The sequence below is a fragment of the Alkalimonas sp. NCh-2 genome (assembly GCF_039631345.1).
GTDB classification, from domain to species: domain Bacteria; phylum Pseudomonadota; class Gammaproteobacteria; order Enterobacterales; family Alteromonadaceae; genus Alkalimonas; species Alkalimonas mucilaginosa.
The window spans coordinates 56,263-81,398 of record NZ_JBDIUV010000003.1; the positions used below are offsets into that span (position 1 = coordinate 56,263).

General features: G+C 50.9%; 20 protein-coding genes. 8 read left to right on the plus strand and 12 right to left on the minus strand.

All coding sequences use genetic code 11. The annotated features are described in order from the left end of the window. Positions 1-6 precede the first annotated feature (6 nt). From ABC502_RS09325 to ABC502_RS09355, 7 genes are all read right to left on the minus strand, one after another. The gene (locus ABC502_RS09325; protein ID WP_330086882.1) at positions 7-1,413 is read right to left on the minus strand and encodes a sodium-dependent transporter; all 1,407 of its coding nucleotides are present in this window, start codon (positions 1,411-1,413) and stop codon (positions 7-9) included. Positions 1,414-1,493: 80 nt separating this feature from the next. Beyond that, on the minus strand, positions 1,494-3,521 hold the full coding sequence (prc, locus tag ABC502_RS09330) for a carboxy terminal-processing peptidase (RefSeq protein WP_345915693.1): 2,028 nt from the start codon (positions 3,519-3,521) through the stop codon (positions 1,494-1,496). 29 nt (positions 3,522-3,550) lie between these two features. Beyond that, entirely contained in the window at positions 3,551-4,267 is a 717-nt protein-coding gene (gene proQ, locus ABC502_RS09335; RefSeq protein WP_330086880.1) for an RNA chaperone ProQ, read from the minus strand. A gap of 6 nt (positions 4,268-4,273) precedes the next feature. Continuing rightward, on the minus strand, positions 4,274-4,579 hold the full coding sequence (locus ABC502_RS09340) for a hypothetical protein (protein ID WP_345915695.1): 306 nt from the start codon (positions 4,577-4,579) through the stop codon (positions 4,274-4,276). Beyond that, on the minus strand, positions 4,576-5,040 hold the full coding sequence (locus tag ABC502_RS09345; protein ID WP_330086878.1) for a GAF domain-containing protein: 465 nt from the start codon (positions 5,038-5,040) through the stop codon (positions 4,576-4,578). Before ABC502_RS09345 ends, ABC502_RS09340 begins: the two co-directional genes overlap by 4 nt. A 115-nt stretch (positions 5,041-5,155) precedes the next feature. Continuing rightward, a complete protein-coding gene (locus ABC502_RS09350; protein WP_345915973.1) occupies positions 5,156-6,994 on the minus strand; it encodes a protein kinase in 1,839 nt (612 codons plus the stop codon). 13 nt (positions 6,995-7,007) lie between these two features. Beyond that, positions 7,008-8,468: an AAA family ATPase gene (locus tag ABC502_RS09355; protein ID WP_330086877.1), complete on the minus strand. Its 1,461-nt coding sequence runs from the start codon at positions 8,466-8,468 to the stop codon at positions 7,008-7,010. 165 nt (positions 8,469-8,633) lie between these two features. Between ABC502_RS09355 and ABC502_RS09360 the strand changes: the two genes are divergently transcribed. The 5 genes from ABC502_RS09360 (at position 8,634) to ABC502_RS09380 (ending at position 13,970) form a co-directional block, all read left to right on the plus strand. Continuing rightward, entirely contained in the window at positions 8,634-10,670 is a 2,037-nt protein-coding gene (locus tag ABC502_RS09360; RefSeq protein WP_345915696.1) for a TonB-dependent receptor, read from the plus strand. A gap of 29 nt (positions 10,671-10,699) precedes the next feature. Continuing rightward, the gene (locus ABC502_RS09365) at positions 10,700-11,407 is read left to right on the plus strand and encodes a response regulator transcription factor (protein ID WP_345915697.1); all 708 of its coding nucleotides are present in this window, start codon (positions 10,700-10,702) and stop codon (positions 11,405-11,407) included. Continuing rightward, positions 11,404-12,699, plus strand: coding sequence for a HAMP domain-containing sensor histidine kinase (locus ABC502_RS09370; protein ID WP_345915698.1), 1,296 nt, complete (start codon positions 11,404-11,406; stop codon positions 12,697-12,699). Before ABC502_RS09365 ends, ABC502_RS09370 begins: the two co-directional genes overlap by 4 nt. 70 nt (positions 12,700-12,769) lie before the next feature. Then, the gene (locus ABC502_RS09375) at positions 12,770-13,609 is read left to right on the plus strand and encodes a MipA/OmpV family protein (protein ID WP_345915699.1); all 840 of its coding nucleotides are present in this window, start codon (positions 12,770-12,772) and stop codon (positions 13,607-13,609) included. Between the two features lie 31 nt (positions 13,610-13,640). Continuing rightward, on the plus strand, positions 13,641-13,970 hold the full coding sequence (locus ABC502_RS09380; RefSeq protein ID WP_345915700.1) for a DUF3019 domain-containing protein: 330 nt from the start codon (positions 13,641-13,643) through the stop codon (positions 13,968-13,970). On the opposite strand, the gene ABC502_RS09385 is transcribed toward ABC502_RS09380, so the two are convergent. From ABC502_RS09385 to narL, 4 genes are all read right to left on the minus strand, one after another. Further along, on the minus strand, positions 13,967-14,476 hold the full coding sequence (locus ABC502_RS09385; RefSeq protein ID WP_345915701.1) for a gamma-glutamylcyclotransferase family protein: 510 nt from the start codon (positions 14,474-14,476) through the stop codon (positions 13,967-13,969). The genes ABC502_RS09380 and ABC502_RS09385 overlap by 4 nt on opposite strands. A 1-nt stretch (position 14,477) precedes the next feature. Continuing rightward, on the minus strand, positions 14,478-15,716 hold the full coding sequence (locus ABC502_RS09390) for an amidohydrolase family protein (protein ID WP_345915702.1): 1,239 nt from the start codon (positions 15,714-15,716) through the stop codon (positions 14,478-14,480). Between the two features lie 279 nt (positions 15,717-15,995). Then, positions 15,996-17,207: a gephyrin-like molybdotransferase Glp gene (glp, locus tag ABC502_RS09395; protein WP_345915703.1), complete on the minus strand. Its 1,212-nt coding sequence runs from the start codon at positions 17,205-17,207 to the stop codon at positions 15,996-15,998. After that, a complete protein-coding gene (narL, locus tag ABC502_RS09400) occupies positions 17,204-17,857 on the minus strand; it encodes a two-component system response regulator NarL (protein WP_330086872.1) in 654 nt (217 codons plus the stop codon). The genes glp and narL overlap by 4 nt, the downstream gene beginning before the upstream one ends. Positions 17,858-18,162: 305 nt before the next feature. On the opposite strand from narL, the gene ABC502_RS09405 reads away from it, so the two are divergent. From ABC502_RS09405 to ABC502_RS09415, 3 genes are all read left to right on the plus strand, one after another. Beyond that, positions 18,163-19,779 (plus strand): MFS transporter, encoded by a 1,617-nt coding sequence (locus ABC502_RS09405; RefSeq protein ID WP_330086871.1) that lies wholly within the window; start codon positions 18,163-18,165, stop codon positions 19,777-19,779. 148 nt (positions 19,780-19,927) lie between these two features. Continuing rightward, positions 19,928-22,474, plus strand: coding sequence for an EAL domain-containing protein (locus tag ABC502_RS09410; RefSeq protein WP_345915704.1), 2,547 nt, complete (start codon positions 19,928-19,930; stop codon positions 22,472-22,474). Positions 22,475-22,520: 46 nt separating this feature from the next. Next, positions 22,521-23,300: a transporter substrate-binding domain-containing protein gene (locus tag ABC502_RS09415; protein ID WP_330086869.1), complete on the plus strand. Its 780-nt coding sequence runs from the start codon at positions 22,521-22,523 to the stop codon at positions 23,298-23,300. Here the strand turns inward: ABC502_RS09415 and ABC502_RS09420 are convergent, their stop codons facing one another. After that, positions 23,301-25,094: a histidine kinase gene (locus ABC502_RS09420; protein WP_330086868.1), complete on the minus strand. Its 1,794-nt coding sequence runs from the start codon at positions 25,092-25,094 to the stop codon at positions 23,301-23,303. It abuts the gene before it with no gap. Between the last annotated feature and the right edge of the window lie 42 nt (positions 25,095-25,136).

Consider the following 25,136-nt stretch of genomic DNA (forward strand, 5'->3'; position numbering starts at 1 on the left):
ATAATCCTATACACCAAGCAAGCGAAGCAGTAGATCAAGCACACCGATCAAGTGTAAAAACACAATGATCACTGCTATGGGTGTAAACCAGCGAATAGCAAATCTCCATATCGCATACACAGCAGCTGACGTCTGCAGCTCTTCTTCGGTGATTTTCCTCTTCATCACCCAACCTACAAAAATGGCGATCACCAAACCGCCTAAGGGCAGCATGATAGCAGAGGTTAAATAATCAACCACCTCAAAGAAGTTGGTGATAGGCTTGCCAAAAACATTGAGTTCAAAGGTTGCCCAATCGGCTTTGGCAAAGGAGAATACGGTGAGTAAGCCAATAAGCCACAAAGAGCCACCTGTTGCAGCCGTAGCAACCAGCCGATTCAGCCCTTTGCGCTCCACCAACCAGGCAACTGTTGACTCAATCATGGCTATCGCAGAAGTAAAAGCAGCAAACACCAGCATCACGAAAAACATCGTGCCAAAGAAGGTACCAAAAGGCATTGAACCAAAGGCAATGGGCAAAGTAACAAAGATAAGGCCAGGGCCTTCAGCGGGCGTCAAACCATACTGAAACACCAAAGGGTAGATGGCAATACCAGCTAACATAGCAACAGCAGTATCAACCAGCGCAATTAAAACTGAGGTTTTAGCAATAGACACATTGGATGGTAAATACGCGCCATAAATAATCATGGCACCGGAAGCCAGGCTGAGTGTAAAAAAGGCATGCCCTAACGCCAGTAATACACCATTAATGGTTAGCTTGGAAAAATCCGGCGTAAACATAAACTGCACGGCTTCACTGAAGGCACCGTTGCTAGCAGAATAAATTGCCATGATGCCAAGTAACACGAACAGACTCGGCATTAAAAAATTCACGGCCTTTTCAAGGCCTTTATGCACACCACGACCAACCACATACACGGTGACAAATAAAATCACCGCGGACCAGGCCATTAATGCCCAGGGATTGGCCAAATGAGCATCAAATTGCCCACCAATAGCTTCGGCCGTTACGCCTTGAAAATCCCCTCGTGCAGTTTTTATGACATAGGCCAAAGCCCAACCTGCCACTACCGCATAGAATGACAAAATAAGGTAACTGGCAACCAGGCCACTCCAACCCGCTATTTGCCAGCGGGTACTGCTACTGGCTTCTTGCGCCAGGGTTTTAACTGACAATCCAGGGCTTTGGCGGCCGCGCCGACCTATCAGTACTTCCGACATCATCACAGGTATGCCAATCAATACAATGCATAGCAGGTAGACCAGCACGAAAGCGCCGCCACCATTTTCCCCCATAATGTATGGAAATTTCCAAATATTACCCAGACCAACAGCTGCGCCTGTCGCTGCAAGAATAAAAGCAAAACGACCAGACCACATGCCATGAACGGATTCACGTGCTCCCGACATACCACCAACCCTATTATTATTTATTGTAATCGTTATATAGAAAAAGCTGGCGACCCTGGTCGCCAGCTTTTTCAGTTGTTTTATTGTTTCGCGTAACGTCCCAGTTGCAGAAAGTCTGCGGTAATCAACACAGTTTCTTCCAACAATGGATCCAACTCATTCAATATTTCCGGCAAGTCATCCAGGTTTTCAACAGGCTCCTTGCCTAGCAAAGCAAGACGGGCATTAGTGCGCGCCAACTGCCGTTGCTCACGCTCCTCACGCTGCTGCACCCGCTCTGCTTTGACCAAAGAAACTGATTTTTCATCCCGTTGACGACGATACTCCTCAATATCATCGGCCAGATAGGCAAACTCTGGATTGGTCGCTATCCGCCCCTGATGCCGTTGCAGTAGCACCGGCAGGTATGGTTGCAATGAGTCCAGTTGCTGATAACGTGCAGCAGGTATTGAATCCCATGGCAGCGCATTTTCTTCACGGCTTTCTCCCCAGTCTTCCGGGTCAATCGCTGATGGGAAAGCAATATCCGGGATCACGCCTCGGTGCTGGGTACTGCCACCATCAATGCGGTAAAACTTGGCAATGGTGTATTGCACACTGCCCAGTGAGTTTTCAAACATATCGTAAATACGCCCAAGCCCACGATGTTGCTGCACTGTCCCTTTGCCAAAGGTTTGCTCACCTACGACAAGGGCGCGGCCATAGTCTTGCATCGCGGCTGCAAATATCTCTGAGGCCGAAGCACTGAAACGATCAACCAACACCGTCAATGGACCATCGTAGTAACTGACACCATCCCGATCCTGGCTGACAGAGATCCGGCCAGAGCCTTCACGAATTTGCACCACCGGACCACGATCAATAAAAAGCCCCGTGAGCAAGGTTGCTTCTTGCAAGGAGCCACCGCCATTGCCACGTAAATCGATGATAATGGCATCTACCTTGGCTTCCTGCAGTTTCGCCAGCTCTTTTTTCACATCCTCAGACAAGTTGTTGTAAAATCCAGGAATGGTGATAACACCGATGCGCTTATCCAGCTCGGATAATAGCGGCTCAAAGACTTCACCTTTGGCAGCTCGGTCTTCCAGCCGGATTTTATCCCGCGTAATGGAAACCACTTCGGTATTTCCAGATACAACCGAACCACCACTCAGTACTTGCAAGCGCACAGTACTTCCCTTGGGGCCTTTAATCAGTTCCACCACATCGTCCAAGCGCCAACCAATCACATCCACAAACTCTTCATCAGCCTGTGCAACACCGATAATGCGATCTTTAGGCTTGAGCTGCTGAGTTAAATCGGCCGGGCCTCCGGGCACCAGGCTCTGAATGACGGTGTAATCATCTTCTGCCCGCAGCACCGCGCCAATACCTTCCAACGATAAATTCATATCCTGCTGGAAGCGCTCGGCATTGCGTGGCGACAGATAAGAGGTATGCGCTTCGATGCTGCGACCGTAGGCATTCATAATCAACTGAAACACATCTTCATTGTTGGTTTGCAGCAAACGTTTTTGGGCGTTGGAATAGCGACGCTCCAGCAACTCTTTTGCCTCTTCCTGGGTTTTGCCGGTGAGTTTCAGATTAAGGGTGTCAAATTTAACTCGTTGCCGCCACAGCTCATCAAGTTCAGCCGAGTTTGCTGCCCAATCAGCTTCTTCACGGTCGTAGACGTAGTGATCGGCCTCTTCAAAATCAAATTCAGTTTCCAGTAGCTCTAAGGCAAAGCCAAAACGCTCATAACGACGCTGCAGGCTAAGGTTGAACATATCAAAAGCGAACGCCAGGTTGCCTTTATTCAACGCATCGGCAAACTGAAGGCGATGACGTTCAAAGCGCTCAATATCGGCTTGCTGTAAGATCGTCTTATTGTAATCGAGGCTTTTTAAGAAGCGTTCAAATACCCGTTCAGAAAAAGCCTCGTCCAACTGGACAGGTGCATAATGACCACGCGTAAAAAGAGTTGAGATACGTTTGCTGGCCGTGGCATGTTGGGACTCTTGTACCAGCACAGGGAGCTCAGTACTCTGCTGTTCCTCCTGTTCTGTCGACCAGACACTGGATTGCCACAGAACCAACACCATCAATAAAGCAAAAGTTTGTCTCATAATACTCTCATCTACTTGGCCGTGACTTTTTATTCCTGCTGGAACAAGCTGTCACGGTTGGTTTTTATCACCATACCTGATTGCAATTGTACAGTCACATCGTTGCGGGTCACTTCAACTACAGTAGCTGGCATCGGTGCTTGACCTAAACGCACCAATACATGCACACCTGCTTTTAGTTCTGCTTCAGAAACTACCGCCAAATTTGCCTGGACAGAATGTTGTACCTTCGAAGGTTGCGGTTGGTTTACTTTAGATTTTAGAACCTGTTGGTTAGAACGGCCAGAGGGCTTTTTGTTCACAGTCTTTTTATTTGGGGTATTGGTCGTTTTCTTGTCTGCTTTTTCAGCCTGAGCAACTTTGGCGCGCTGTTTCCGTAATTCCGCAGCTCTGGCTTTGCTTTCGGCTAGTGTCTTCGCAGCGTGCTCAGCTTGTTGCGAATCAATCTTAGCAACTTCTGCACCTTGCAAATCGACCCGAGCAATGTCTGGCTGAATGGATTCAAGGTAGCGCCAACTGGAGGTATAAACACGCAGGGCCTGGCGCAGCTGTGTTTTGCTGATGGGACTATCTTCAGCGATCCCTGTTGCCAGATCCTGAAAAATTCCAACCTTTAATGGCTTGGCAGGTCCTTCAATCGAAAAGCACTGAGGATACTGGGTTGCTAAATACGCAATCACTTCTTTCACCGTGCTAAGTTTCACTGGCGTTGCTTGTGGCTCTCTATCAGTATTGGGGGTAGTCATGCAAAATTACTCTTCATCATCCTCATCCAACTGATCAATTTCGGCTGTCAGTTGATTCTCTACAAAGGCTGTGGACCAGTCAATCAGCTCATCTTCACTTGCTTCAAGCAATAAAGAATCTGCTGATAACTGTTGCCACAGCTGACTTAACAAACTTTCGACCTGGCTGGTTGCAGTATCATCCGGAATGAGCGACCAAACGGCATGATAAATGGCATTCATCTGATCAGCGACCAACTCTTCTTCACCATCCCAGTCTCCGACATCCCGCGGACTGAACAAATAATCCTGTACCAGCATCAAAGCTTTCATACCAGGCTATGCTCCAACAAGCTGACTAATTGCTCTAACATCTGCTGATCCATAGCACTAAACCGGTTTAAAACAGGACTATCGATATCCAGTACGGCAACGATACCTGCCCTGTCCCGAACAGGAATAACCAACTCAGACTCACTGGCCGCATCACAGGCAATGTGCCCGGGAAAGGCATGCACATCTGCAATGCGCTGGGTTTCTCCAGTGGCTACTGCCGTGCCACAAACACCTTTGCCAACCGGGATCCGCACACAGGCAACTTTGCCCTGGAATGGCCCCAGCACCAGTTCTCCGTCACGCATAATGTAAAAACCAGCCCAGTTTAACTCGGGCAAGCTGTGATAAATTAATGCACTCAGATTGGCCATTTTAGCGATCAGATCGGGTTCATCCTGAATAAGTGCAGCGGCCTGCTGCAACAGAAGTGGGTAAAGCTCAGTATCCGGTGTGCTCATACTTCAAATCTAACAAGGCTTCAAAGGCCTAACATTACTTGGTTTGGCCGAAAAATTAAACCATTTCTTTACCAAAAGCCGCAATTGCTCTGGTTGATGAAGATAAAATAAACAGTTAGGTCGCATCAGCAGCTGTCCAGCCTTTTGGATTCATCGGATAATAACGCGTAACCTGCATCAACTGATGCTGAAAAAAGCGGGTATCTTTGTGTGGCAGCTTCATAAAGCCTCCAACGCCTTCCCCGGTAATTTGCGGTACTTTTTGTAAGATGCTGGCCAGTAACCTGGCAAACTCAGTTTCCGCAGTTACATCCAGCAGACGATAATAACTGTGGATTTTCATATACAAGGGGGTCACTTCAAATATCAGACAGCCGGTATGGCGTATTAAATTCAAACGGGCAATATCATCCATAATACAATCTGGCAGAATCAACTGTTCATCCGGATCTTTGCCATCTTCAAAATACGAATGTTGCTTGCTGGATGCATCACTGCTTAATACCGGCGCAATGCGGTACGGGATTTTAGCCCCTTCAGGCGCTATAAACGGATGAGCCATTGTTTCCCGGCTAATATGGATCGTATTTCTGGCATTGAATAAACAGGCTTTGAAAATACCTACCCGTCCGATAGCCTGAGCCAGTTGCACCACATTATTCACCGCCAGTGCAAAAGCCGTTAGTAAGCTGTCATCGTATAAATTCAGGCTCGAGTCAATGTACACCCCCTTTGGCTGCCAATGGATAGCCAAACCGCCCACTACAGGATAGCGGGCCAAGCGGCTGACAGCAGCAATAAAGGCTTTTTCCGTATCGCCCATACCTTCTAAATAATTTTTGTAGTAACGCTCCAATTGGGCATCATCCACAAAACCAATACCATCCTCGACACTGTGTTCACGTAAAAAAGACTTGCGTGAGGAGTAGACCACGGTATCCAGATCATGCCGGATTGGGCTCACCCAGACAGGCAACAATGGCTTGTCGTCAAACAGTGGCAGCTCAGGCAGCACCAACTGCTGCATAAAAGGCATCTGCTGCAAAAAGTAATCCCCGGCCTGATTCCGTAATTGCACATCTTCAGACAAGAGGGAATCGAGCATGGTAGCGAAGGCCTGTGGCAAACCAAGACTTCTGGCTGGAATGGCTTTGTAACCAAAACGGCAGGACTGTCCTGAGGCCAATGCATAGAGTGTACTGGCAGCTCCTTGCTCATCAAAACGAGGGCTGGATAAGGCGCCGCTACGCTGCTCTGGCCCAATAAAATAGACATCCCCCAAGCGGGCATTGGAGTGTTGTAAATCAGCGGACATCAGGCCCATCACATCGTTGCTGATAAACTGGCCCTGCTCATCCGTTTGCGCAAACACCGATGAACCCCAATCCACCAGGCTGATTTGCTCAGTCTCACTGTCGAACACCAGATTGGAGGGTTTGATATCACCGTGCACTATTGGCGCAGACAAGCCATCTTTTTTATGCTGGCGCAGCAACTGCAGCAATTCTGCCAACTGCACTGCCAATTTTACCAGCAAGCGAGCTGACAAACGCCCATGCTTCAGGCTGTACTGTTCCAGATCAATGCCCCTGGCTCGCCCCATCATCAGAATGCCCTGCTTTTTAATCAACTGATAGGTAATGTAACGAGGGACGGCCGGATGCTGCACCTGCGACAACATATAGGCCTCATCCGCTAAACGTTCCTGAATGTGAAGTGGCAAGGTTATACGGGAGAATTTAAAGACGCACTGTTCCCCCTGCAAGCTGACCCCGGCAAACGCAAAGCCATAAGCCCCTTTGCCAATCAGTTCGATCTGCTGATAGCCCAGCTTTTCCAACTCAGATATACAGAGCGCTACCCACTCTTTTAATTTACGGGCATCGTTCGCGTTCAGCAGATAAAACGATTGCTCTTCCGGGATATAAAAGTTTCGCAACTGGTGCTTGTACATCATGCCGTCACCCTCAAGCCCGAACACAGCGCGAGCTGGCCCAATGCCGCAGCGCCATAACAGATTCAGCCATGACTACCGATAAGGGTTGGGTTTGGCTGAGCTCTTGCGCCAGATGGCTGGCAGCGAGCTCTTCACCGGCGCTGTGAGCTCGAAAGGTAGCCCCCACTACAGCTTGCTCTAATTCGGCACCCGAAAAGCCTTCGGTCAACGCCAAACAAGCTTGCAAGGCTGCTGGCTCAAGTTCCGTATTGCGTCTGGTCAGATGCAACTGCAGCAAAGCCAAACGCTCTGTTTCTTCAGGTAAGTCAACAAAAAACAGTTCATCAAAACGGCCCTTGCGCAGTAATTCCGGTGCCAGCTCATGAATGTTGTTAGCGGTAGCTACCAGAAAAACCTGAGCTTTACGCTCTGCCATCCAGGTGAGTAAAGTACCTAGTAAGCGGCGGCCTACCCCTTGATCGCCCTGACCTGAGCTAAGGCCTTTTTCGATTTCATCAATCCACAACACGGATGGTGCCATGGCATCCGCCAGTTGCAACGCCTGACGCAGATTCTTTTCAGTTTCACCAATGTACTTATTGTACAGGCTGGCCATATCCAGACAGAGCAAAGGCACACCAAAAGCACCGGCAATCGCTTTGGCTGCAAGACTTTTACCAGTACCTTGTACTCCGGTTAACAACACACCTTTGGGGGTATCACGCTGCTGTTCAATAAAAGCGTGACGACGCTGCAGCAACCAGTTTTTCAGGTTGCTAAGCCCCACCACATCATCCAATGAGCGGGTATCATACACCTGGCTGAGCACGCCATCGGTTTGTAACAGGCGAAACTTGGCGCTATTGACACGGCTGACATCCGCCGCAGTGATGGCACCATCATTAGCGATGGCTTTATAGGCCAGTCGTTTGGCCTCTTCAAACGTCAGGCCTCGCAGGTTCTGCACCAGTTGTTGCACTGACACGGGTTCCAGATCGGCCAGCTCACCACTTTTTTGCTGGTACAGCTCCGCAGCCTCCAACACCAGTTGCCGGATTTGCTGATCACTGGGTAAATGCAGCTCAAAACGATAACTCAAGCGCGCAAGCTCTGGCGGCACGCTAAGTGAGTGACTTAGCAGTACCACCGTATGACCAACCGTATCATGCAATAAAGCAATTTCTTTTAAAAAACGGATATGCCTGGGTTCAGATAAAAATGGATGAAAATCACAGAGCACATAAATACCCGGACTCTTCGTCCCCTTGATCTGCGACAACACTTGATGGGGCTCACTATTAAAGCTCTGCGCTTCTGAAGGTACATCCAGCCGCCTTAAACCTTCCGTGCAAGTCCACTGAAACAAGGGCCGGAATAAATTTACCGCCAACCGCCGGATCAGTTGCAAAGCCCGTAATTCTTCATAGGTTTCAATGAGGATCAGTGGGCTACGCGCCTGAAACAAGATTTTTAAATCATCAAATTCATGCATTTAGCACGCCCCTCTAAAATTCGAAAAAAAGCCTAACGAACGCCTCAATCTGCTCACTTCACACCGAGGCTCCTCTACACAATCTGACATTTCAGCCACAAAGTCGGCACAGATCAACTGTTGATAAGCATTGATAATAGCAGCATCAAAACAAGGAGAAACAGCATGATAACACTTTCTCTGCTTGCCACAGGAGTGGCTGCAGCATTGGTAGGTACAGCGACCAACCCTGGCGCTACCATGACTACCCCGGAAGTGAGTTCGGTGGAGCGCCTGGATGTTATTGGCCGACGCAACCAGGCGCAAAGTGAAGCAACCGAACAAACACAACGACTTTTGTCTGTCGCTGGCTTGATGGGCGATCCGATGGAAGCTATTTATACTTTGCCTGGTGTAGTGCAAAGCCAATTTGGACAACCTGTGGTGCGAGGGACCTCACCAGATGATACCACTTTTTTACTTGATGGGCAGCGCACCGGCCCTTTGGTGAATGTTATCTATGGTAGTGCCCTGAATCCGGAACTGCTGCGCGATTTCAAACTGCACTCAGCCGCTTATGCTGCTAAATACGGCTGGGCAACCGGGGGGGTCTTTGCTGCCGAGTTACGGGACCCCAAGCAGCAAAAGCCAGGTGCTGTTTTAGACTTGAATATGCTTAGAACTTCTTTTCTGGTTGAGGGCGCACTGAATGATAATCAATCTTTTTATGCTGGATACCGGCGCAGTACCATTCAGTACTTTATAACGGAAAACGATGAACTGGACGATGGCGAAAACATCACCCGAGTGCCTGTGTTGGATGATTATCAGCTGCGTTACCAGTGGCGACCCGGCACTCAGCATAAGTGGACCCTCACAGCACTGGGTGCTTCTGAAAAAGCCGGTTTGAATTTATCGGAAGCCTCAGAAGCTGGACGCACCAATCCCGAGTATATCGGCGATTTGTTTCTGAACAGCAGTTGGCATAGTCAGCAATTAAGCTATGAATTTTTTGCAGCACCACGGCAACAATGGGTGCTTCGCGCAGCCAATCTGACCGAAAATGAACATTTTGGTTATGGTGATGAGCAATTTATCCGCTCCAAAGAGCAACGTCAGCAACTGGCCCTGCACTGGCACCAGCCGCTGACTGGCACGATTCAATTGATAACAGGCATCGAGCTGGACCGACTGGAGCTGGACTATCAGTTCGATGCCATTTTGTACTACTGCACGGATCACCAAGCCGATTGCGATGACAACCGAGGCGGTAGGGAACAGGATCAGGATACGCTAAAAATACAAAGCAAAGCGGCTTTCATCAGCGCCGAGTGGCAGCTGCACCCGTCACTGCAGTGGGTACTGGGTAGTCGCTACGAAACCCAGGACTATACCAATCAATCGAGCTTGCAGCCCAGAACCAGTATTCACTGGTTTCCTGTGCCACAATTGGAACTGATCGCATCTGCTGGTCGCCACCAACGCCTGGCCGATCTGGAGAAAATACTGCCACGTATTGGCAATCCAGATTTGGATACCCCCATGGCCAACCATTACAACCTGGCAGCCCAACTTCAGCTCAATCATGACTGGCGACTGCGGTTGGATCTGTACCAACAAACCATGCACCGACTGGCCAGAGCGATTCCGGTAGCACAAGATCCACAACAACTCCGCTATGTCAGCGATATGCGTGGTGAAAGCAAAGGTATCGAACTGCTGCTCGAAGCCCTGGGCGACGGCCGCTGGAGTGGCTGGCTGTCAGCAAGTTATTCGCATTCCAGTCGCTATGATCCGAACAGCGGACAAAAAAGTCGTTACCGGATGGAAACGCCCTTGGTGTTAAGTGCCGTCATCAACTACCGGCCAGGCAACCACTGGCAGTATGCTGCTGTGCTGACCGGCCGCTCTGGTATGCTGTATTCCCCTATTATTGGTGTCAAACCAAACCCGCACTATGAGGGCTATTTACTCCCCATCTATGGTGAGTTCAATAGTAAGCGCTTACCTTACTACCATAGGCTGGATATTGAAGCAAAACGTAGCGCCAACATTTTCAGTTATCCAGCAGAGTTTACTTTTGCCATCCGAAATGTATTGAATCGCAACAATGTCTCTGGCTACTATCTGTTGCACGATGCAAAAGAGCCGGAAGGCTATCGCATCAACAAAGATGTAGACCTGGGCATTTTCCCCTATGTTGGGATGAAACTATGGTTCTGACAACGCACATGCAAAGGAACAAGAGTGAAATGACAGCAACATCGGTGCTACTGGTGGAAGATGATCTGTCTTTGGCGACCTGGATCCGTGACTTTCTTCAAACCAAAGGCTTGCAGGTTACTCACTTGGCAACAGGCGATCAGGCTATGGCTGAATGGGCCAGCCTGGAACCAGATGTTATTCTGCTTGATCTGATGTTGCCGGGGGTAAACGGTTTGGAGTTATGCCGACATATCCGCCAGCACAGTGAAGTCCCTATTCTCATGCTAACCGCACAAGGAGAAGAATTTGATGAGGTGCTTGGGCTGGAGCTTGGGGCTAACGATTATCTGATCAAACCCATTCGCCCCAGAGCTTTGTTAGCTCGTATCCATGCTGTCTTGCGGCAAAACACAACCTCATTAGCCAACAATGACGTTGCGCAATTGCATTTTGGTTTGCTGATGTTGGATCGTAAATCACATCGGGTGCAATTGAACCAGTATGAGGTGCCGTTGACCAGTAATGAGTTTCAACTGCTGTGGCTGCTTGCCAGCCGGGGCGGCCAGGTGGTCAGCAGAGAAGATGTTTTCCAAAGCATGACTGGCCGTGAATACGACGGTCTGGACCGCCGGGTAGATATGTTGATCTCCTCATTGCGACGGAAATTACAGGATGATGCCGCGGCCCCTCGCCGGATTAAAACCATCTGGGGCAAAGGTTATTTGTTTGTGACCGATGCCTGGGACGCGCTATGAGCCGTTTACTGCTAGGTTTGTTGTGCACCACATTACTATCGCTATTTCTACTGAGTCAGCTACTGGACCAAATAGTGCATCAGGATGAGCTACCGGAACCTGGCTACCAACAGTTAGCTGGTAAATTAATGCTGCAACTGGATCAGCAAACTGCCGGTTTATCCACTGCGCAATTGGCCGCTTTTATTGAGCAACAAAGTGTGGCCTGGCAATTACCTCTGCAATTGCAAGCCATGAGCAATATCCAGTTGCCCATAGAGTTGCAGCATCAACTGACCGAGCCAGAGGGGTTACTGCTGGCCAGTAACCAGCAATTGTATTTACTGCGCCAGCTAAGCGCACATCCACAGTGGCTGCTACGACTGCCACTGGATGATGAAGATCCGCATCATCCACTGAGCCTGTGGCTGACTATCAGCCTGTACTTTGGCATGGCCCTGCTGCTGATGCTTTGGCTGTACCCACTGCTCAAGCGATTAAATCTTCTGACGCGACTGGCGGAACGTTTCGGCTCTGGTGATACCAAGGTCCGGATGCCCTTATCCCGCTTCAGTTACATTCCCAGTCTGGAGCAAAGCTTTAACCGCATGGCTAGTCAGATTGATCAGTTAATGCAGGAAAACCAATTGCTGGCCAGCAGCCTGTCGCATGATTTGCGCACCCCACTCGCCTGCTTTCGGTTTGGCCTGGAAGCAGCGCTGGATGCCAGGCAGGCAGAGCAGAAAAACCACTATCTCAAGCGTCTGGAGCAAGATGCCGATCGGATGGAAAGTATGGTCAACTCTTTTTTGGAGTACGCCAGCTTATCTCGTACTGCCAGCAAACTGCAATTTGCTGCCTTGGAACTGAGCGACTGGTTGAATTCTGTACAGCACCACTATCAACCATTGCTGCAACAAAAAAAATTGCAACTTATACTGGTGCGACCAGAGCATTGCTTGCATCCTCGCATTCATGCTGATTGGCTGGAGCGGGCGCTTGGCAATGTGATTAGCAATGCCTGCCGTTATGCACATCAGGTGATCCGCATAGAGCTTGCCTGCAACAAACAACACTGCTGTATCCGCATCAGTGACGATGGGCCGGGCATTGATGCCCGCATTCAACAAAAGGTACTGGAGCCTTTTTACAAAAAAAGTTCTGAAATTACAGGGAAAGACAGCAGTGAACACTTTGGGCTGGGTCTTGCCATCGCGGTGCAAGTGCTCAATTGGCATCAGGGCAGCGTGAAGGTAAGTCGTTGCCGGCAATTAGGAGGGGCACGAATTGACTTATTACTGCCGCCATGCTGACAATTTTTATACACTTTCAACGCACCTGCTGTGGCACACTGGCAGTATCAATGGAAGCAGATAATACAAGATGTTGAAACAACTTCGCTTTACCTTGTTGCTAGGCACCCTGTTAAGTGCACCTTTGCAGGCAGAGCAAACCAAGATGACGTCCGCTTCCTCCGATTTTGAATGGCAGCTTGATATTGGCAATTACGCTCTGTACACAAAGAGCTTACTGAAAGGTATGGACAGCGAGATCAATGGCCCTTTGCATCTGCATATCTTTGTGTATGTAAACTACAAACGTTTTTTTATTGAACCTGGCCCGATCCAAAAGCGGATCTCACCAGTGGCTGCCGATGTAGCTGGTTTTCGCCTGTATGAAACAGAACAGCAACAATGGGCACTCACCATCAACCATTATCATTTAGGCTTTACCGCAGCCTCCAGCCGGGATCCAATGCAGCTATCCATCCCGGGCCTGGAAGGATTGGATGATCGTAAAGCGGATTTTGCTGTCGGTATACGATTTCAACATCAGGCTGGTGCCAGTCTATTTTCAGTGCACCTATTAAAAGATCAAATTGCGCATTACGATTTTTTTGCCGAGCTTTACTATGGCTACCGGTTTGAGCTTAGTAACTGGGATCTCTACCTGAGCACCGAGCTAACTCTGTATCGTTCTGGCTTGATAAATTATTATTACGGTGTCACTGAAGCTGAAGCACGCCCAGATCGTCCTGTTTACCAGGCCGGTTCCGGCCAGCGCCTGCATCTGGGTGCTATCGCGGCTTACCCATTAAGCAAACGCTGGATTTTCGAGCTAGGCAGTGGTGTTAACCTCTACTCCAGCGCTTTTACCCACAGTCCTCTCACCCGCAGTGCTCCGGAGCTTGTGAGTTTTTCCAGTGTTCGCTATGTGTTTTAACTACTGGCTATCTATAGGTTTCAGTCTGATTATGCTCACTTGGGTTGGAAAAGTTCGGGCAGAGCAAGACTTCTTTGCCTCGCCTGCCACCTGCGTCACCCTGCAGCAAGGCCGGGACTGCCATGCCACTGTGCAATTCCGCTGGCAACTATCCGGAGAAAGTCCAGTTTGCCTGTATTTGGAGCAGCAACAACTACGCTGCTGGCAACAAGAACAGCGAATTGAATTTGAATACCGCTTTGTCGAAACAAACTCCCGTACCTTTTATCTTAAGCAAGGCGAAACCATACTGGCCAGCCATCGGTTGGAAGTCAGTTGGGTACAAACCAGCCAACGCAATCGGCAGTGGCGACGCTTCTAGCTCGTGTCCCTGAGAACACCATGAATTGCCCACTCCTTGCCGGCCCTTTGCCGGTCCGGGTCCGGCACTGCCATCACTGCTTCGATGCTTTGCAGGTAATAGCCCGGCAACTGCACCTCCTGCGCCCCCACCAGCACATGATGTTTGTACCAGTCGTATGGGATCACATCATCCCGAATACGGATGGCATAATAGATTAACGCTTCCAGGCTGTGACCGTCGCTGTGTTGCACCCAAACCTGTTTGGCGTTGTAACCGGTGCCTAAGCTTTCTGCCTGATCCAACACCGGCCGCTCGGCCGGATCCATCTTATAGACGGCACCAAACACCTGATGGCTGCTATCACCGGTAAAAAAGGCATCGCACTTGGCCGAACCATCGGTACTGGCTTTATGAAAACGCAGTTGATAGCCAGGTAGCCGGTACACGCCAAGCCGTTCAGCGCTCGGTACCCGCTGGCGCAGCCGGGCCAGCGATAGATTGGAGCCATAAGCAAAGTACAGCATCTTAACGCCCTCGCTGTTCGGCACTGCGGGCGGCGGCTATTTCAGCCAGTTTCGCATCCAGCTCTGCCCGGCTTAGCCACTGCCCACGCACCATCACACCGGCTGGCTGGTACAGCGCCGACAAGTCATCCAAAGGATTGGCATCCACCAGCAGCAGATCGGCCCGGTGACCGGCTTTTACCAGGCCAAAAGTATCCTGCTCGGCAAAATACTCCCCCACCAGCACAGTGCCACTGCGCAGGATATCGTAATGGCTCATGCCCGCAGCCGCCATCAATGGCAGCTCACGGCGCAAGGATAAACCCGGCACACTGAACAGCTGCGGTGCATCGGTGCCCATCAGGATGGTCACCCCAGCCTGATACAGTGCACTTAGCAAGCGCTGGCGGTTTTCAGCATGAATAGCGGCTGTTTCACCGGTGTAATAGGCCCCACTGGCCGCGTCCAGATAGCGCCGCCAACCGCTTAGCACCCGGGTTGGCATGTATTTCAGCTCGTCAAAACTTTCCAGCAGCTCACGATCAGCAGCGCCGATAATGGTTTCCCATAACGCCTGGGTAGGCACTACCGCCACCTGATGCGCTTTGGTCAGGGCCACCAGCTCCGCCATATCCTGCTCGGTTAAAGGCGTATCAAAACCACCCAGCGCCGCCATATAACCATCCAGATGATCAATGGTGCGACTACCAAGCTGAATCGCTTGCTCCACCCCAACGGCTTCCGGCACATGGCCGGCAAAGTCAATGCCTTGCATTTTGGCTTCATCGGCAATGGCCTGATACTGCTCCAGGCTCAGGCCTGGGTGAATTTTTAGTAAGTCCCAGCCCTCACTTTTGTGCTGGCGCACGCGCTCGCGGGCTTGCTCTGGTGAGGTCACCGTATGTTGATTAAAGCTGGGACCCGCCAGATACAAGGTTGGCCCCAGCCGCTTGCCGGTGGCAATATCGTCTTTTAATCGCAGCTGATGTTCATGGCCCAGCATGCCACGCACGGTAGTTACACCACCGGCGACATAGAGTAGCAACACATCATCCAGATAACGGGCGGGCATGCCACTGAAATCAACGGTAGGTGGCACATGGCCATGCATTTCTGCCAGTCCGGGCAGCAAGTATCGGCCCTGGCCGTCAATGACCGTTGCCCCTTGTGGGATTTCCAGCTCCGCCGCAGCTGCTACCGCGACAATGCGATCGCCTTTAACCAGCACCCGCTGATTGGAGAGCACCTGGTCCGAGTCCATTGGCAGCACTTGCACCTGGTCAAACACCGTAACCGATGCTTCTGGCTCCGACCTGTTGTCAGCCCAAGCAGACAAGGATGTGATCACCAGCAGTAGTAGGCAGTAACAAAAGCCTGAGCGCAGCATAAACGAGGTCCTCTTTCGTCCCAAATCGATGCGCCAAGTATGGTTAGTCACTGCTTTTTTCGCAAGCCAGCTGCTGTCAAAGAGCCGCCTGCTGCGACCAGGATGCGGTCATTCAACACCAATCATTTCCCAGGCTGGCTCGAAGCAGTAAGACTAACGCAACATCTGATAAAACGGCAGGATACTGACTTTTTCGCCAGCAGCCACTGGCCCCTGCTCTTGCTCCAGTGCTATGTAGCAATTGGCTCTGGCGGTGCCACTAAGCACGGCAGAGCTTTGCTTGCCAATGGCTTTCACCTGCAACTGTCCATCCTGCTGTTGGTAAAAACCGCGTTGAAAGTCTGCTCTGCCGGGGGACTTTTTCAAAGGCTCAGAAGCGATGGCCTGCAAGCTTTCAGGTTGCGACCGCTTTTCACCGGCCAAACGGCGCAGTACCGGTTGCACCAGCAGATCCATGGTGGCTACCGTGGCAACCGGATTGCCGGGTAAACCAAAAAACCAGCAGCTACCCAGGGTACCAAAGGCAAAAGGTTTGCCTGGTTTCATCGCTACCTTCCAAAAGCCAATATCGCCCAGCTCAGACAGCAGCTGACGGGTGTAATCGGCTTCGCCGACCGACACCCCGGCACTGGTGATCAGCACATCGGCTTCATCACTGGCGCGCAAAATCGCCTGACGAATGGGCTCGGGCTTGTCCGGCAGCAAACCTAAATCCAGCACCGCCACTCCTAAACGCTGCAACATCGCCTGCAGCACATAACGGTTGCTATCGTACAAATGCCCCGCCGGCAACGACTGCCCTGGCGCGACCAGCTCGTCACCCGTGGAAAACACCGCCACTTTCAGCCGGCGCAGCACAACAATTTCCGCCAGGCCAATCGAGGCCAACAAACCAATATCCACAGTGTTTAACCGATGCCCTTGGGAAAACAATAACTGACCAGGTGCAATATCCTCGCCGGCCCGTCGCACATGCTCACCAGCTTTGGGGGTATCCAGCAGCCGAATGCCTGCATTGGTTTGCTCTACCTGCTCTTGCATCACCACCGTATCCAGCCCATCGGGTAGAACGGCACCCGTGGTAATCCGCACGCAGTAGCCGGCAGGGATCTCTCCTTCAAAGGCATGGCCTGCCAGTGCAATGCCTGCCAATGGCAATGATTTGCCCGTTGCTGCCTCGGCAAATCGAAACGCGTAACCATCCATCGCCGAATTATCAAAGGCTGGCACTGTGATGTCCGCCCGAATATCCTGCGCCAATACCCGATCCAGTGCGCGGGTTAAGCCCACAGTTTCGGTGTCAGCAAGTGGCATTACCTGGCTAAGCATGGCATCAATCGCATCTTGCACCGGCATCATGCTCATGCCTTAGCTCCTTGCTGATTCACCATCCAGACCGCAGCTTCGACCCGCGAGCGCAGCCCCAGCTTTTTCAGCAGATGCTTCACATGCACCTTCACGGTACCATCGGAGATATCCAGTTCACGGGCAATCACCTTATTGCTCATGCCTTTGGCTATCAAACTTAGAATTTCATACTCACGGTTGGTCAGGCTATTCAGCTCAGCATTGGGTTTGGGGCCGGGTTTTCTAAGCGCCGTAGCCAGTACCGCGGCGACCGACTCGCTGAGCACCATTTTGCCGGTCACAGCGCGGCGAATCTGTTCCAGCAGCTGCTCAGGTTCCATATCTTTTAACAGGTAACCATCAGCACCCAGTGTAATGGCCTGCACCACATCTTCATCAGCATCCGATACCGTCAGCATCACAATGCGTGAAGTCACCCCTTCTTTACGCAGCGCCTGCAAGGTAGCCAGTCCATCCATGCCCTGCATATTTAAATCCAGGATAATCAAATCCGGATCCAGCTCTACGGCAATAGGGATAGCGTCTTTACCACTGCTGGCTTCCGCCACCACATCCAGATCATCCTCATATTCCAGCAATTGTCTGAGCCCTTTGCGCAATAAAGGATGATCATCAATCAGCATGACGCTGGCCGCTTCAGAATTCATGGGTTACTCCATCGGTGCTTTCTAATCCGGCTATTAGCCGCGATTTATGGCTTGGATTCTTTGATTCAAGTCATAGTTTGGTCTATTTACCCTCAGGTAACAAGCATGGATGGCAGCAAAACAAAGAATAAAGGAGCATCTTAACCATATGATTTTAAAATTTAATTTTTTTAAGTTTGCAGGTGGATACCTACTTGTGGGTACCCAGGTATAGTTGATGGCGCATTGGAGCTAACCCCAGAGTTACATTGTTGTCCAAGGCCACTGCACGCATAGTTAGCACATCAGCAAACAGGAGTCTGACTATGTCTGATCTAAAACGATGGGAGCCGGAAAACGATACCTTCTGGCAGCAAGAAGGCAACCGCATCGCCACCCGCAACCTTTGGATTTCCATTCCAAGCCTGTTGTGTGGTTTTGCGGTCTGGATGATGTGGAGCATTATCAGTGTGCAGATGCTTAATTTAGGGTTTCCCTATTCGGCATCGGAGCTTTTTACCCTGGCCGCCATTGCCGGTCTTAGCGGGGCAACCCTGCGTATTCCGGCCAGCTTTTTCGTCCGGCTGTGCGGCGGGCGTTACACCATCTTTTTAACCACCAGTTTGCTGATGATCCCAGCCTTTGGTACCGGCATGGCGCTGCAGGATCCCAATACCCCACTCTGGGTGTTCCAACTAATGGCCTTGCTGTCCGGTATTGGGGGCGGTAACTTTGCTGCCTCGATGTCCAACATCAGCTTTTTTTACCCGAAGAAAAAACAGGGCCTGGCCCTTGGCATGAATGCCGGCCTTGGCAACTTCGGCGTCACCACCATGCAGATCCTGATCCCTCTCTTTATGACCTTCGGTGCCTTTACTTTGCTGGGTGGTGGTGAACCCATGGTACTGCAAAAGGCCAGTGGCACCCTGATTGGCAGTATCCCCGCAGGCAGCGAGACCTGGGTGCAAAATGCCGGCTTTTTATGGCTGTTGCTGCTGATTCCTTTGGCGTTTGCTATCTGGTTTGGTATGAACAACATTCACACCGAGGAAGTAACCCCCAAACTGCCGAGTGCGGTTGGCTCTTTCTCTATTCAACTGGCGATGTATGGTATTGGTTTAGTCACCTCGGTGCTTGGTTTGTGGCTGATTTTACCTGAGTCGGCCAATGGCTCTGGTTTTAGTATTCCAAAAGAGCTCGTGCTGGTATTGGTGCCTTTGGCCACCGTTATGGCATTGAAATTCCTGCCCGGAGCTATTCGCACCAGCCTGGAGCGACAATACCGTATCTTCAATAACAAGCACACCTGGGTGATGAGCGTACTGTACGTGATGACCTTTGGCTCCTTTATTGGCTTTGCCGCTGCCCTGCCGCTGTCGATTCAGGTGATTTTTGGCTACAGCCACATCATGGTGGATGGCGTGATGACGCACAACACGCCCAACCCGAATGGGCCAAGTGCGCTGACCTATGCCTGGATAGCCCCTTTTATCGGCGCCTTGATACGCCCGGTCGGTGGCTGGATTTCTGACCGTTTAGGTGGAGCCCTGGTGACTCAGGTCTGTGCTGTGGTAATGGTAATTGCAGCGCTGGGTGCTGCCTATTTTATGCAGCAGGCCTATCAATCAGCTACCCCAGAGCAGTACTTTATGCCCTTCTTCTTGCTGTTCTTGCTGCTTTTTGCGGCCAGTGGTATTGGCAATGCCTCAACTTTTAAAACCATCGCTGTAGTGTTCCCAAAAGAGCAAGCCGGCCCGGTACTGGGCTGGACCTCAGCAGTGGCCGCTTATGGGGCCTTCTACATCCCGCAGGTCTTTGGCGAGCAAATTAAAGCGGCAACGCCAGAGTACGCAATGATCGGTTTTGCCGTGTTCTACGCACTATGCCTGGTACTGAACTGGTTTTACTACCTGCGTAAATCCGGTGAGTTTTACAACCCCTGATCTCAAGCTGGCAGCAGCCGTTAGGCTGCTGCCCAGGCAACCTGGTCGTAATTTACCCATTTTGGGATAGTGCTTTGCGCTGGATCAAACAGTAACTGTTCACCCACTCTTATACTGCCGGCTGTTTTTTACTCAGCCAAGGTGATTTGTGGTAGCTCATCTGACCGAATTGTTTGTCAAGGCTCAGGAGCCTGAGCCTTGTGTCTCTAAGCTGATCAGCAAGCAACTGATTAGCTGCCCACCCGATACACCGGTGCAACAAGCCGCCCGTCTGATGCATCAGAATCAGGTCAGCTGTATTCTGGTGACCGAGCATCGTAAAGTGCTGGGGATATGGACTGAAGCCGATGCGAAGCGGCTGAACTGCCAACAAATCGATGCTTACCAACAGCCGATTTGGCAGTTAATGACCAGCCCGGTCATTCATGTGCAGGCGGATACCCCCCTCAATCAGGCAGCCAGCCTGATGCTACAAAAACGTATCCGCCGCTTGTTGGTAGTGGATGAACGGCAGCAACCGCTTGGCATGCTGACACAAAGCGATATCATTCGCCAACAGCGCATTGAGCACTACCTGAAATTGCGCGATGTCGGCTCCAGCATCTCTAAACCGCCACTCTGTTTACCCAGCAGTATGCCACTGAATCAGGCGGTTAAAATGATGCATCAGCACAATGCCGAAGCGGCCATCGTCGACTACCCGGATGGTTGTGCAGGCATTATTACCGAACGCGATTTAATCCGGCTGATTGCCGATGGCAACTTCAATGCTGAGTTGTGGCAACTGGCGAAACGTCCGGTACTAACCGTAACGGCAGATTGCAGCTTGCTGCAAGCGGTCGACTTACTGAAAGAAAAAAACTTCCGTCATATCGCTGTGAGCAATCCACAGAAGCAAATTTGCGGTTTGCTGTCGTTCAGCGATATTCTGATTAACGTGGAGTACGCCTATGTGGAGCAACTGAAGCAGGCACTGCAAATGCGCGATCAGGCGCTACGCACCTCGGCCGATTACCTGCGACTGGCACAAAAAGTGATTGATGCATCGCTGGATGGCATCATGATTACCAACCTGCATGGCGTGATTGAATCCGTCAACCCCAGCTTCAGCCAGCTCACCGGCTACAGCGCCAAAGAAGCCATTGGTCAAACCCCTGCTCTGCTGAGTTCCGGTTTACACAATAAAGATTTTTATAAAAAACTCTGGACCACCTTGCTGGAACAAGGCCACTGGCAAGGGGAGATCTGGAACAAGCGCAAGAATGGCGAAATTTACCCGGAGTGGCTGTCCATTACCGCCATTCGGGGCGAACATGGTGATATTTGCCAATTTGCGGCTATTTTTAGCGATATCAGCGAACGCAAATATCAGGAAAATAAGATTCATCAGTTGGCCTACCTGGATGAATTGACCGGTCTGGCCAATCGCCGGATGTTTATGGACCGTCTTAAGCTGGCACTGGCCAATGCCCATCGCCATCAACACCAGATGGCGGTGCTGTTTCTGGATTTGGATCTGTTCAAGCGTATTAATGACACACTAGGACATCAGGCCGGTGATGATGCCTTACAAGAAGTGGCTAAACGATTGCAGGCCACGGTTCGGGAGGGGGAATCTGTCGCCCGGTTGGGAGGTGATGAATTCACCATTTTATTGCCTGAAGTAGAGAGCGTCGACTCGCTGAGCAGCCTGGCAAAACGGCTGGTTAGTCAGTTTGAACACCCCTTTCGTTTATTGGAGCAGGATTTTTTTCTTACCACCAGCATTGGCATCAGTGTCTACCCTGATGATGCGCAAAGCGCCGATCACTTGATCAAGCATGCTGATGTGGCGATGTATCAAGCAAAAAATGCCGGCCGCAATCAGTTTTGTTTTTATCAGGAAAGCATAGGCCAACAAACACAGAATGAGCTGAAACTGGAGCAAGCACTTCGTCAGGCTCTGCAGCAGCAACATCTGGAGGTTTATTACCAACCGAAGGTCTGCCTGAAAACAGGCACAGTTACCGGTCTGGAAGCCCTGGTACGCTGGCAGCATCGTGAGCATGGTTTTATTTCCCCGGCCAGTTTTATTCCGCTGGCGGAAAAGCTTGGGCTTATTTCCCTGCTCAGTGATCAGGTAATCACTCAAGTCTGCCGTGATATTCGCCATTACCAACTGACCATGCCGGTTGCCGTCAATATTTCGGCCATGCAACTGCTGGATCCAACATTTAGCCACCGCTTGCAACATCAGTTAAAGCAAGCCCAGATTGCACCTCAGTGCATTGAACTGGAGCTCACTGAGAGCTGCCTGATCCCGGAGCAGGCTGATGCCACTCTGGCCCTGCTCACTCACCTGCGACAACAAGGCTTTCGTATTTCCATCGATGATTTTGGTACCGGCTATTCCTCACTGTCCTATTTGCGCCGACTACCGATCGATTGTCTGAAGATTGACCGCAGCTTTGTTGATGAACTGCCCGACAACAGCGAAGACGCCCAAATTGCTCAGGCCATTATCGCCATGGCCAAAGCATTGGGTCTGGATGTGATCGCCGAAGGTGTGGAGCACCCGCAACAGCAGGATTTTCTATTAGAAGCGGGCTGCAGCATAGCGCAGGGTTATTTGTATGCACCTGCATTGGCAATACCTGAATTACTGTCCTGGTTGCATCAAAACAGCGTATCCAACGCTTCGACTTGTCTTTGTTAGCAACTCAGCCTATGGTTAACGCTATGGAAAATAAAGGCATTATTCGATGAGTATCTTAACCTTGCTGTTTGCCTTACCCTGCCTGGTCATTGGCAATTATGCAGTAGCCGGCAATGAAGCTTCTGAACTTATCATCAAAACCATGCTGCAAGACAGTGCACCAAAGTACATCGAGCAAGCGGATGGCAGCTATACCGGCCTCGCCATAGACATTATGCAAGCGTTAGAACGTGCCGACGGCACTTTGGCATTCCAGTTTGACCGCTTGAATACCCCATTTCCCCGTATTGTGCATGAACTGCAGCATAACAGAATTGATGCCTTTGTTGGTGCCATCTACACGGATGAACGGGCAGAGTTGTTCGATTACCTGGAGCCAGCCCTCTACTCCACACAAAACCGTCTATTGGTGCGGCAACAGGATGCCAGCTTAGTGATTGGAAGTCTGAAGGATGTGGTGGCAATGGGGCGTGATGCTGTGATATTGGTAGATCGAGGTACGGCTCACCATAACTGGTTGCAGAGCATACCAGGTTTGCGTATCGATGGTGGTGCCAATACCCGAGAACAAAACCTGTTAAAGCTGCTGTCTGAACGCGGTCGCTTTTACTATTCCACCGACCTGGGGGTGCTGCATACGGCCCGAGCCATGGGGATCGAGCAGCAGATCCATTTTCTACCTCTGGTGCTAAAAGAAGAGCCACAGTATCTGGTAGTAGCCAAAGCTTTACCCATAGAAGCCCGACAGCGTTTGCAGCAAGCACTGGAGCATATCTATGCCAGTGGTGAACTGGCTCAAATCAGGGCCCGGTACTTTTACGATTGATTAAGCGCTGGCCAGTTGCGCCATGCACTCAGGTATAAAGCGGAAATAAAGACCGGTGCCTCCTTCAGGCCGGTTTTTTAGTTGTAAATCGCCACCAAGCTGCCGGCTGCGCTCCTGCATAATGGCCAGGCCATAGTGATTGAGCTTTTCCGGCTGCGCCGGCAGGCCCACGCCATTATCCTCCAGTCGTAACTCGATCGCTTTGTCTTTGCCCTGACGCAGCTCTATCGACAGCTCTGAGCCCTGGCTGTGATGCACGGCATTTTGGCTGGCTTCGCGAATGATCTGCAGCAAATGTATTTCTTCGGTCGGCGTCAGTGGCAAGTGCTCCAGTTGATAATCCAGGCGGATCCGCAGGCTGGATTGTTCAGTCAGTTGTTTGACGGTGGTTTGCAAAGCCTGGTGCAACCCTGCCCCATCCACCTTAAGCCGGAAAGTGGTGAGCAGTTCTCGCAGCTGCCGGTAGGCCGAACTTAAACCTTCTTTCAGTTCATCGGCTACATCCTGCAGCATGGCTTTGTTGTCACTGGCCAGGCCTTTATTCAGCCGGGTTACCTGGATTTTTAAGTAGGATAAGGATTGGGCCAGAGAGTCGTGCAGCTCACGGGCAATCACCGAGCGCTCCTGCATCAGGGCCAAACGTCGTACCTGCTCCTCTTCGCCTTTTAAACTTAGCGCCAGTGCCAGCAAATCAGCCACCGATTGCAGTAATTGCTGCTGCCAGTCGTGCAAAGGCTTATCCTTAGCCTGCCGAACCACCAGCACGCCAAAGTGGTGCTGCTCTCTGTCCAGAGGATAGCGATACACCAGCTGCGCTTGCTCGGTACGGATATCCTGCCCTTGCGACACACAATCCTGACAACTGGTTTTAACGCAGTGCATGTGTGGATTTTGTTCCGGTTGCACTTGTAAGTAGGGGCTGGAGCCCTGCTCGGTTAACAGGCACAGCTCCAGCTCATCGGTACTTAAAATGGTCTGCAGCTCGGTCACCAGCTCGGAAAAATCGGCCGAGTGCAGACTGTGCTCGCTGATGCTGCGGGCAATATCAAACAAAAACTGCAAACGGGTGTTGCTGTGCTGTAGCGCTTCGGTTTGCTGCTGCACCCGCTTTTCCAGATTGCCGTACATGTAACCAATGGCACTGTTCATTTTATTAAAGCTGTGCGCCAAAGTGCCCAGTTCATCCTGCTGCTGCACTGTAATACGATGGGTAAAATCGCCCTGCGCAATGCGTCTGGCGCCTTTTATCAAGTCCTGCAATGGCTCCTGCACCATCACCCTCAGCCAATACATCACAACAATGGACAGCAAAATGGTCGCCAGCACCGCCACTACCTGGACGGTGCGAAAGGCCCGTACTTTTTGCTCAGCATCCTGCTGAATGGCCAGTACCAGCTCATCCAGCAATCGGACTTGCTCGGTCAATACGGACTCCAGCTCAGCAATATCGGTTTGTTCGGCCGCCAGCAACGGTGCCACCGTCACCCAATGCTGATAAGCAGTATCGTACTTGGCCTGGATCTCTGGCTGATGCAAAAAGCGTTTAAATACCGGATGCTGCCAACTGCTGTTTAGCTGCTGTTTTGCCCCGGCTAAGCGCTCAGGTTCTTGCTGCAATTTCAGCCAGGCCAGCCGGTAACTTTGCATCCGCAAGGAACCCGCCACATTGACCGCATGGGCATCGCTGTCAGCTTTATCCGACAACCAGTACGACACCATCATGGTGGTCAGCGCCAGCGTCACGATGCAAGCCAGCGCAATGTTGATACGGGTAACGACGGAAAAAGGGCGCATAGTATCTCCAATGCGAATTCATCTAAGCATAACCTGAAAAGC

Coding starts and splice junctions, on each gene's coding strand:
- ABC502_RS09355 (WP_330086877.1), bottom strand. CDS start 8,468: ATGCATGAATTTGATGATTTAAAAATCTTGTTTCAGGCGCGTAGCCCA.
- proQ (WP_330086880.1), bottom strand. CDS start 4,267: ATGACTACCCCCAATACTGATAGAGAGCCACAAGCAACGCCAGTGAAA.
- ABC502_RS09350 (WP_345915973.1), bottom strand. CDS start 6,994: ATGTACAAGCACCAGTTGCGAAACTTTTATATCCCGGAAGAGCAATCG.
- ABC502_RS09365 (WP_345915697.1), top strand. CDS start 10,700: ATGACAGCAACATCGGTGCTACTGGTGGAAGATGATCTGTCTTTGGCG.
- glp (WP_345915703.1), bottom strand. CDS start 17,207: ATGAGCATGATGCCGGTGCAAGATGCGATTGATGCCATGCTTAGCCAG.
- ABC502_RS09345 (WP_330086878.1), bottom strand. CDS start 5,040: ATGAGCACACCGGATACTGAGCTTTACCCACTTCTGTTGCAGCAGGCC.
- ABC502_RS09340 (WP_345915695.1), bottom strand. CDS start 4,579: ATGAAAGCTTTGATGCTGGTACAGGATTATTTGTTCAGTCCGCGGGAT.
- ABC502_RS09360 (WP_345915696.1), top strand. CDS start 8,634: ATGATAACACTTTCTCTGCTTGCCACAGGAGTGGCTGCAGCATTGGTA.
- ABC502_RS09415 (WP_330086869.1), top strand. CDS start 22,521: ATGAGTATCTTAACCTTGCTGTTTGCCTTACCCTGCCTGGTCATTGGC.
- ABC502_RS09375 (WP_345915699.1), top strand. CDS start 12,770: ATGTTGAAACAACTTCGCTTTACCTTGTTGCTAGGCACCCTGTTAAGT.
- prc (WP_345915693.1), bottom strand. CDS start 3,521: ATGAGACAAACTTTTGCTTTATTGATGGTGTTGGTTCTGTGGCAATCC.
- ABC502_RS09420 (WP_330086868.1), bottom strand. CDS start 25,094: ATGCGCCCTTTTTCCGTCGTTACCCGTATCAACATTGCGCTGGCTTGC.
- ABC502_RS09380 (WP_345915700.1), top strand. CDS start 13,641: ATGCTCACTTGGGTTGGAAAAGTTCGGGCAGAGCAAGACTTCTTTGCC.
- narL (WP_330086872.1), bottom strand. CDS start 17,857: ATGAATTCTGAAGCGGCCAGCGTCATGCTGATTGATGATCATCCTTTA.
- ABC502_RS09405 (WP_330086871.1), top strand. CDS start 18,163: ATGTCTGATCTAAAACGATGGGAGCCGGAAAACGATACCTTCTGGCAG.
- ABC502_RS09325 (WP_330086882.1), bottom strand. CDS start 1,413: ATGTCGGGAGCACGTGAATCCGTTCATGGCATGTGGTCTGGTCGTTTT.
- ABC502_RS09370 (WP_345915698.1), top strand. CDS start 11,404: ATGAGCCGTTTACTGCTAGGTTTGTTGTGCACCACATTACTATCGCTA.
- ABC502_RS09385 (WP_345915701.1), bottom strand. CDS start 14,476: ATGCTGTACTTTGCTTATGGCTCCAATCTATCGCTGGCCCGGCTGCGC.
- ABC502_RS09390 (WP_345915702.1), bottom strand. CDS start 15,716: ATGGACTCGGACCAGGTGCTCTCCAATCAGCGGGTGCTGGTTAAAGGC.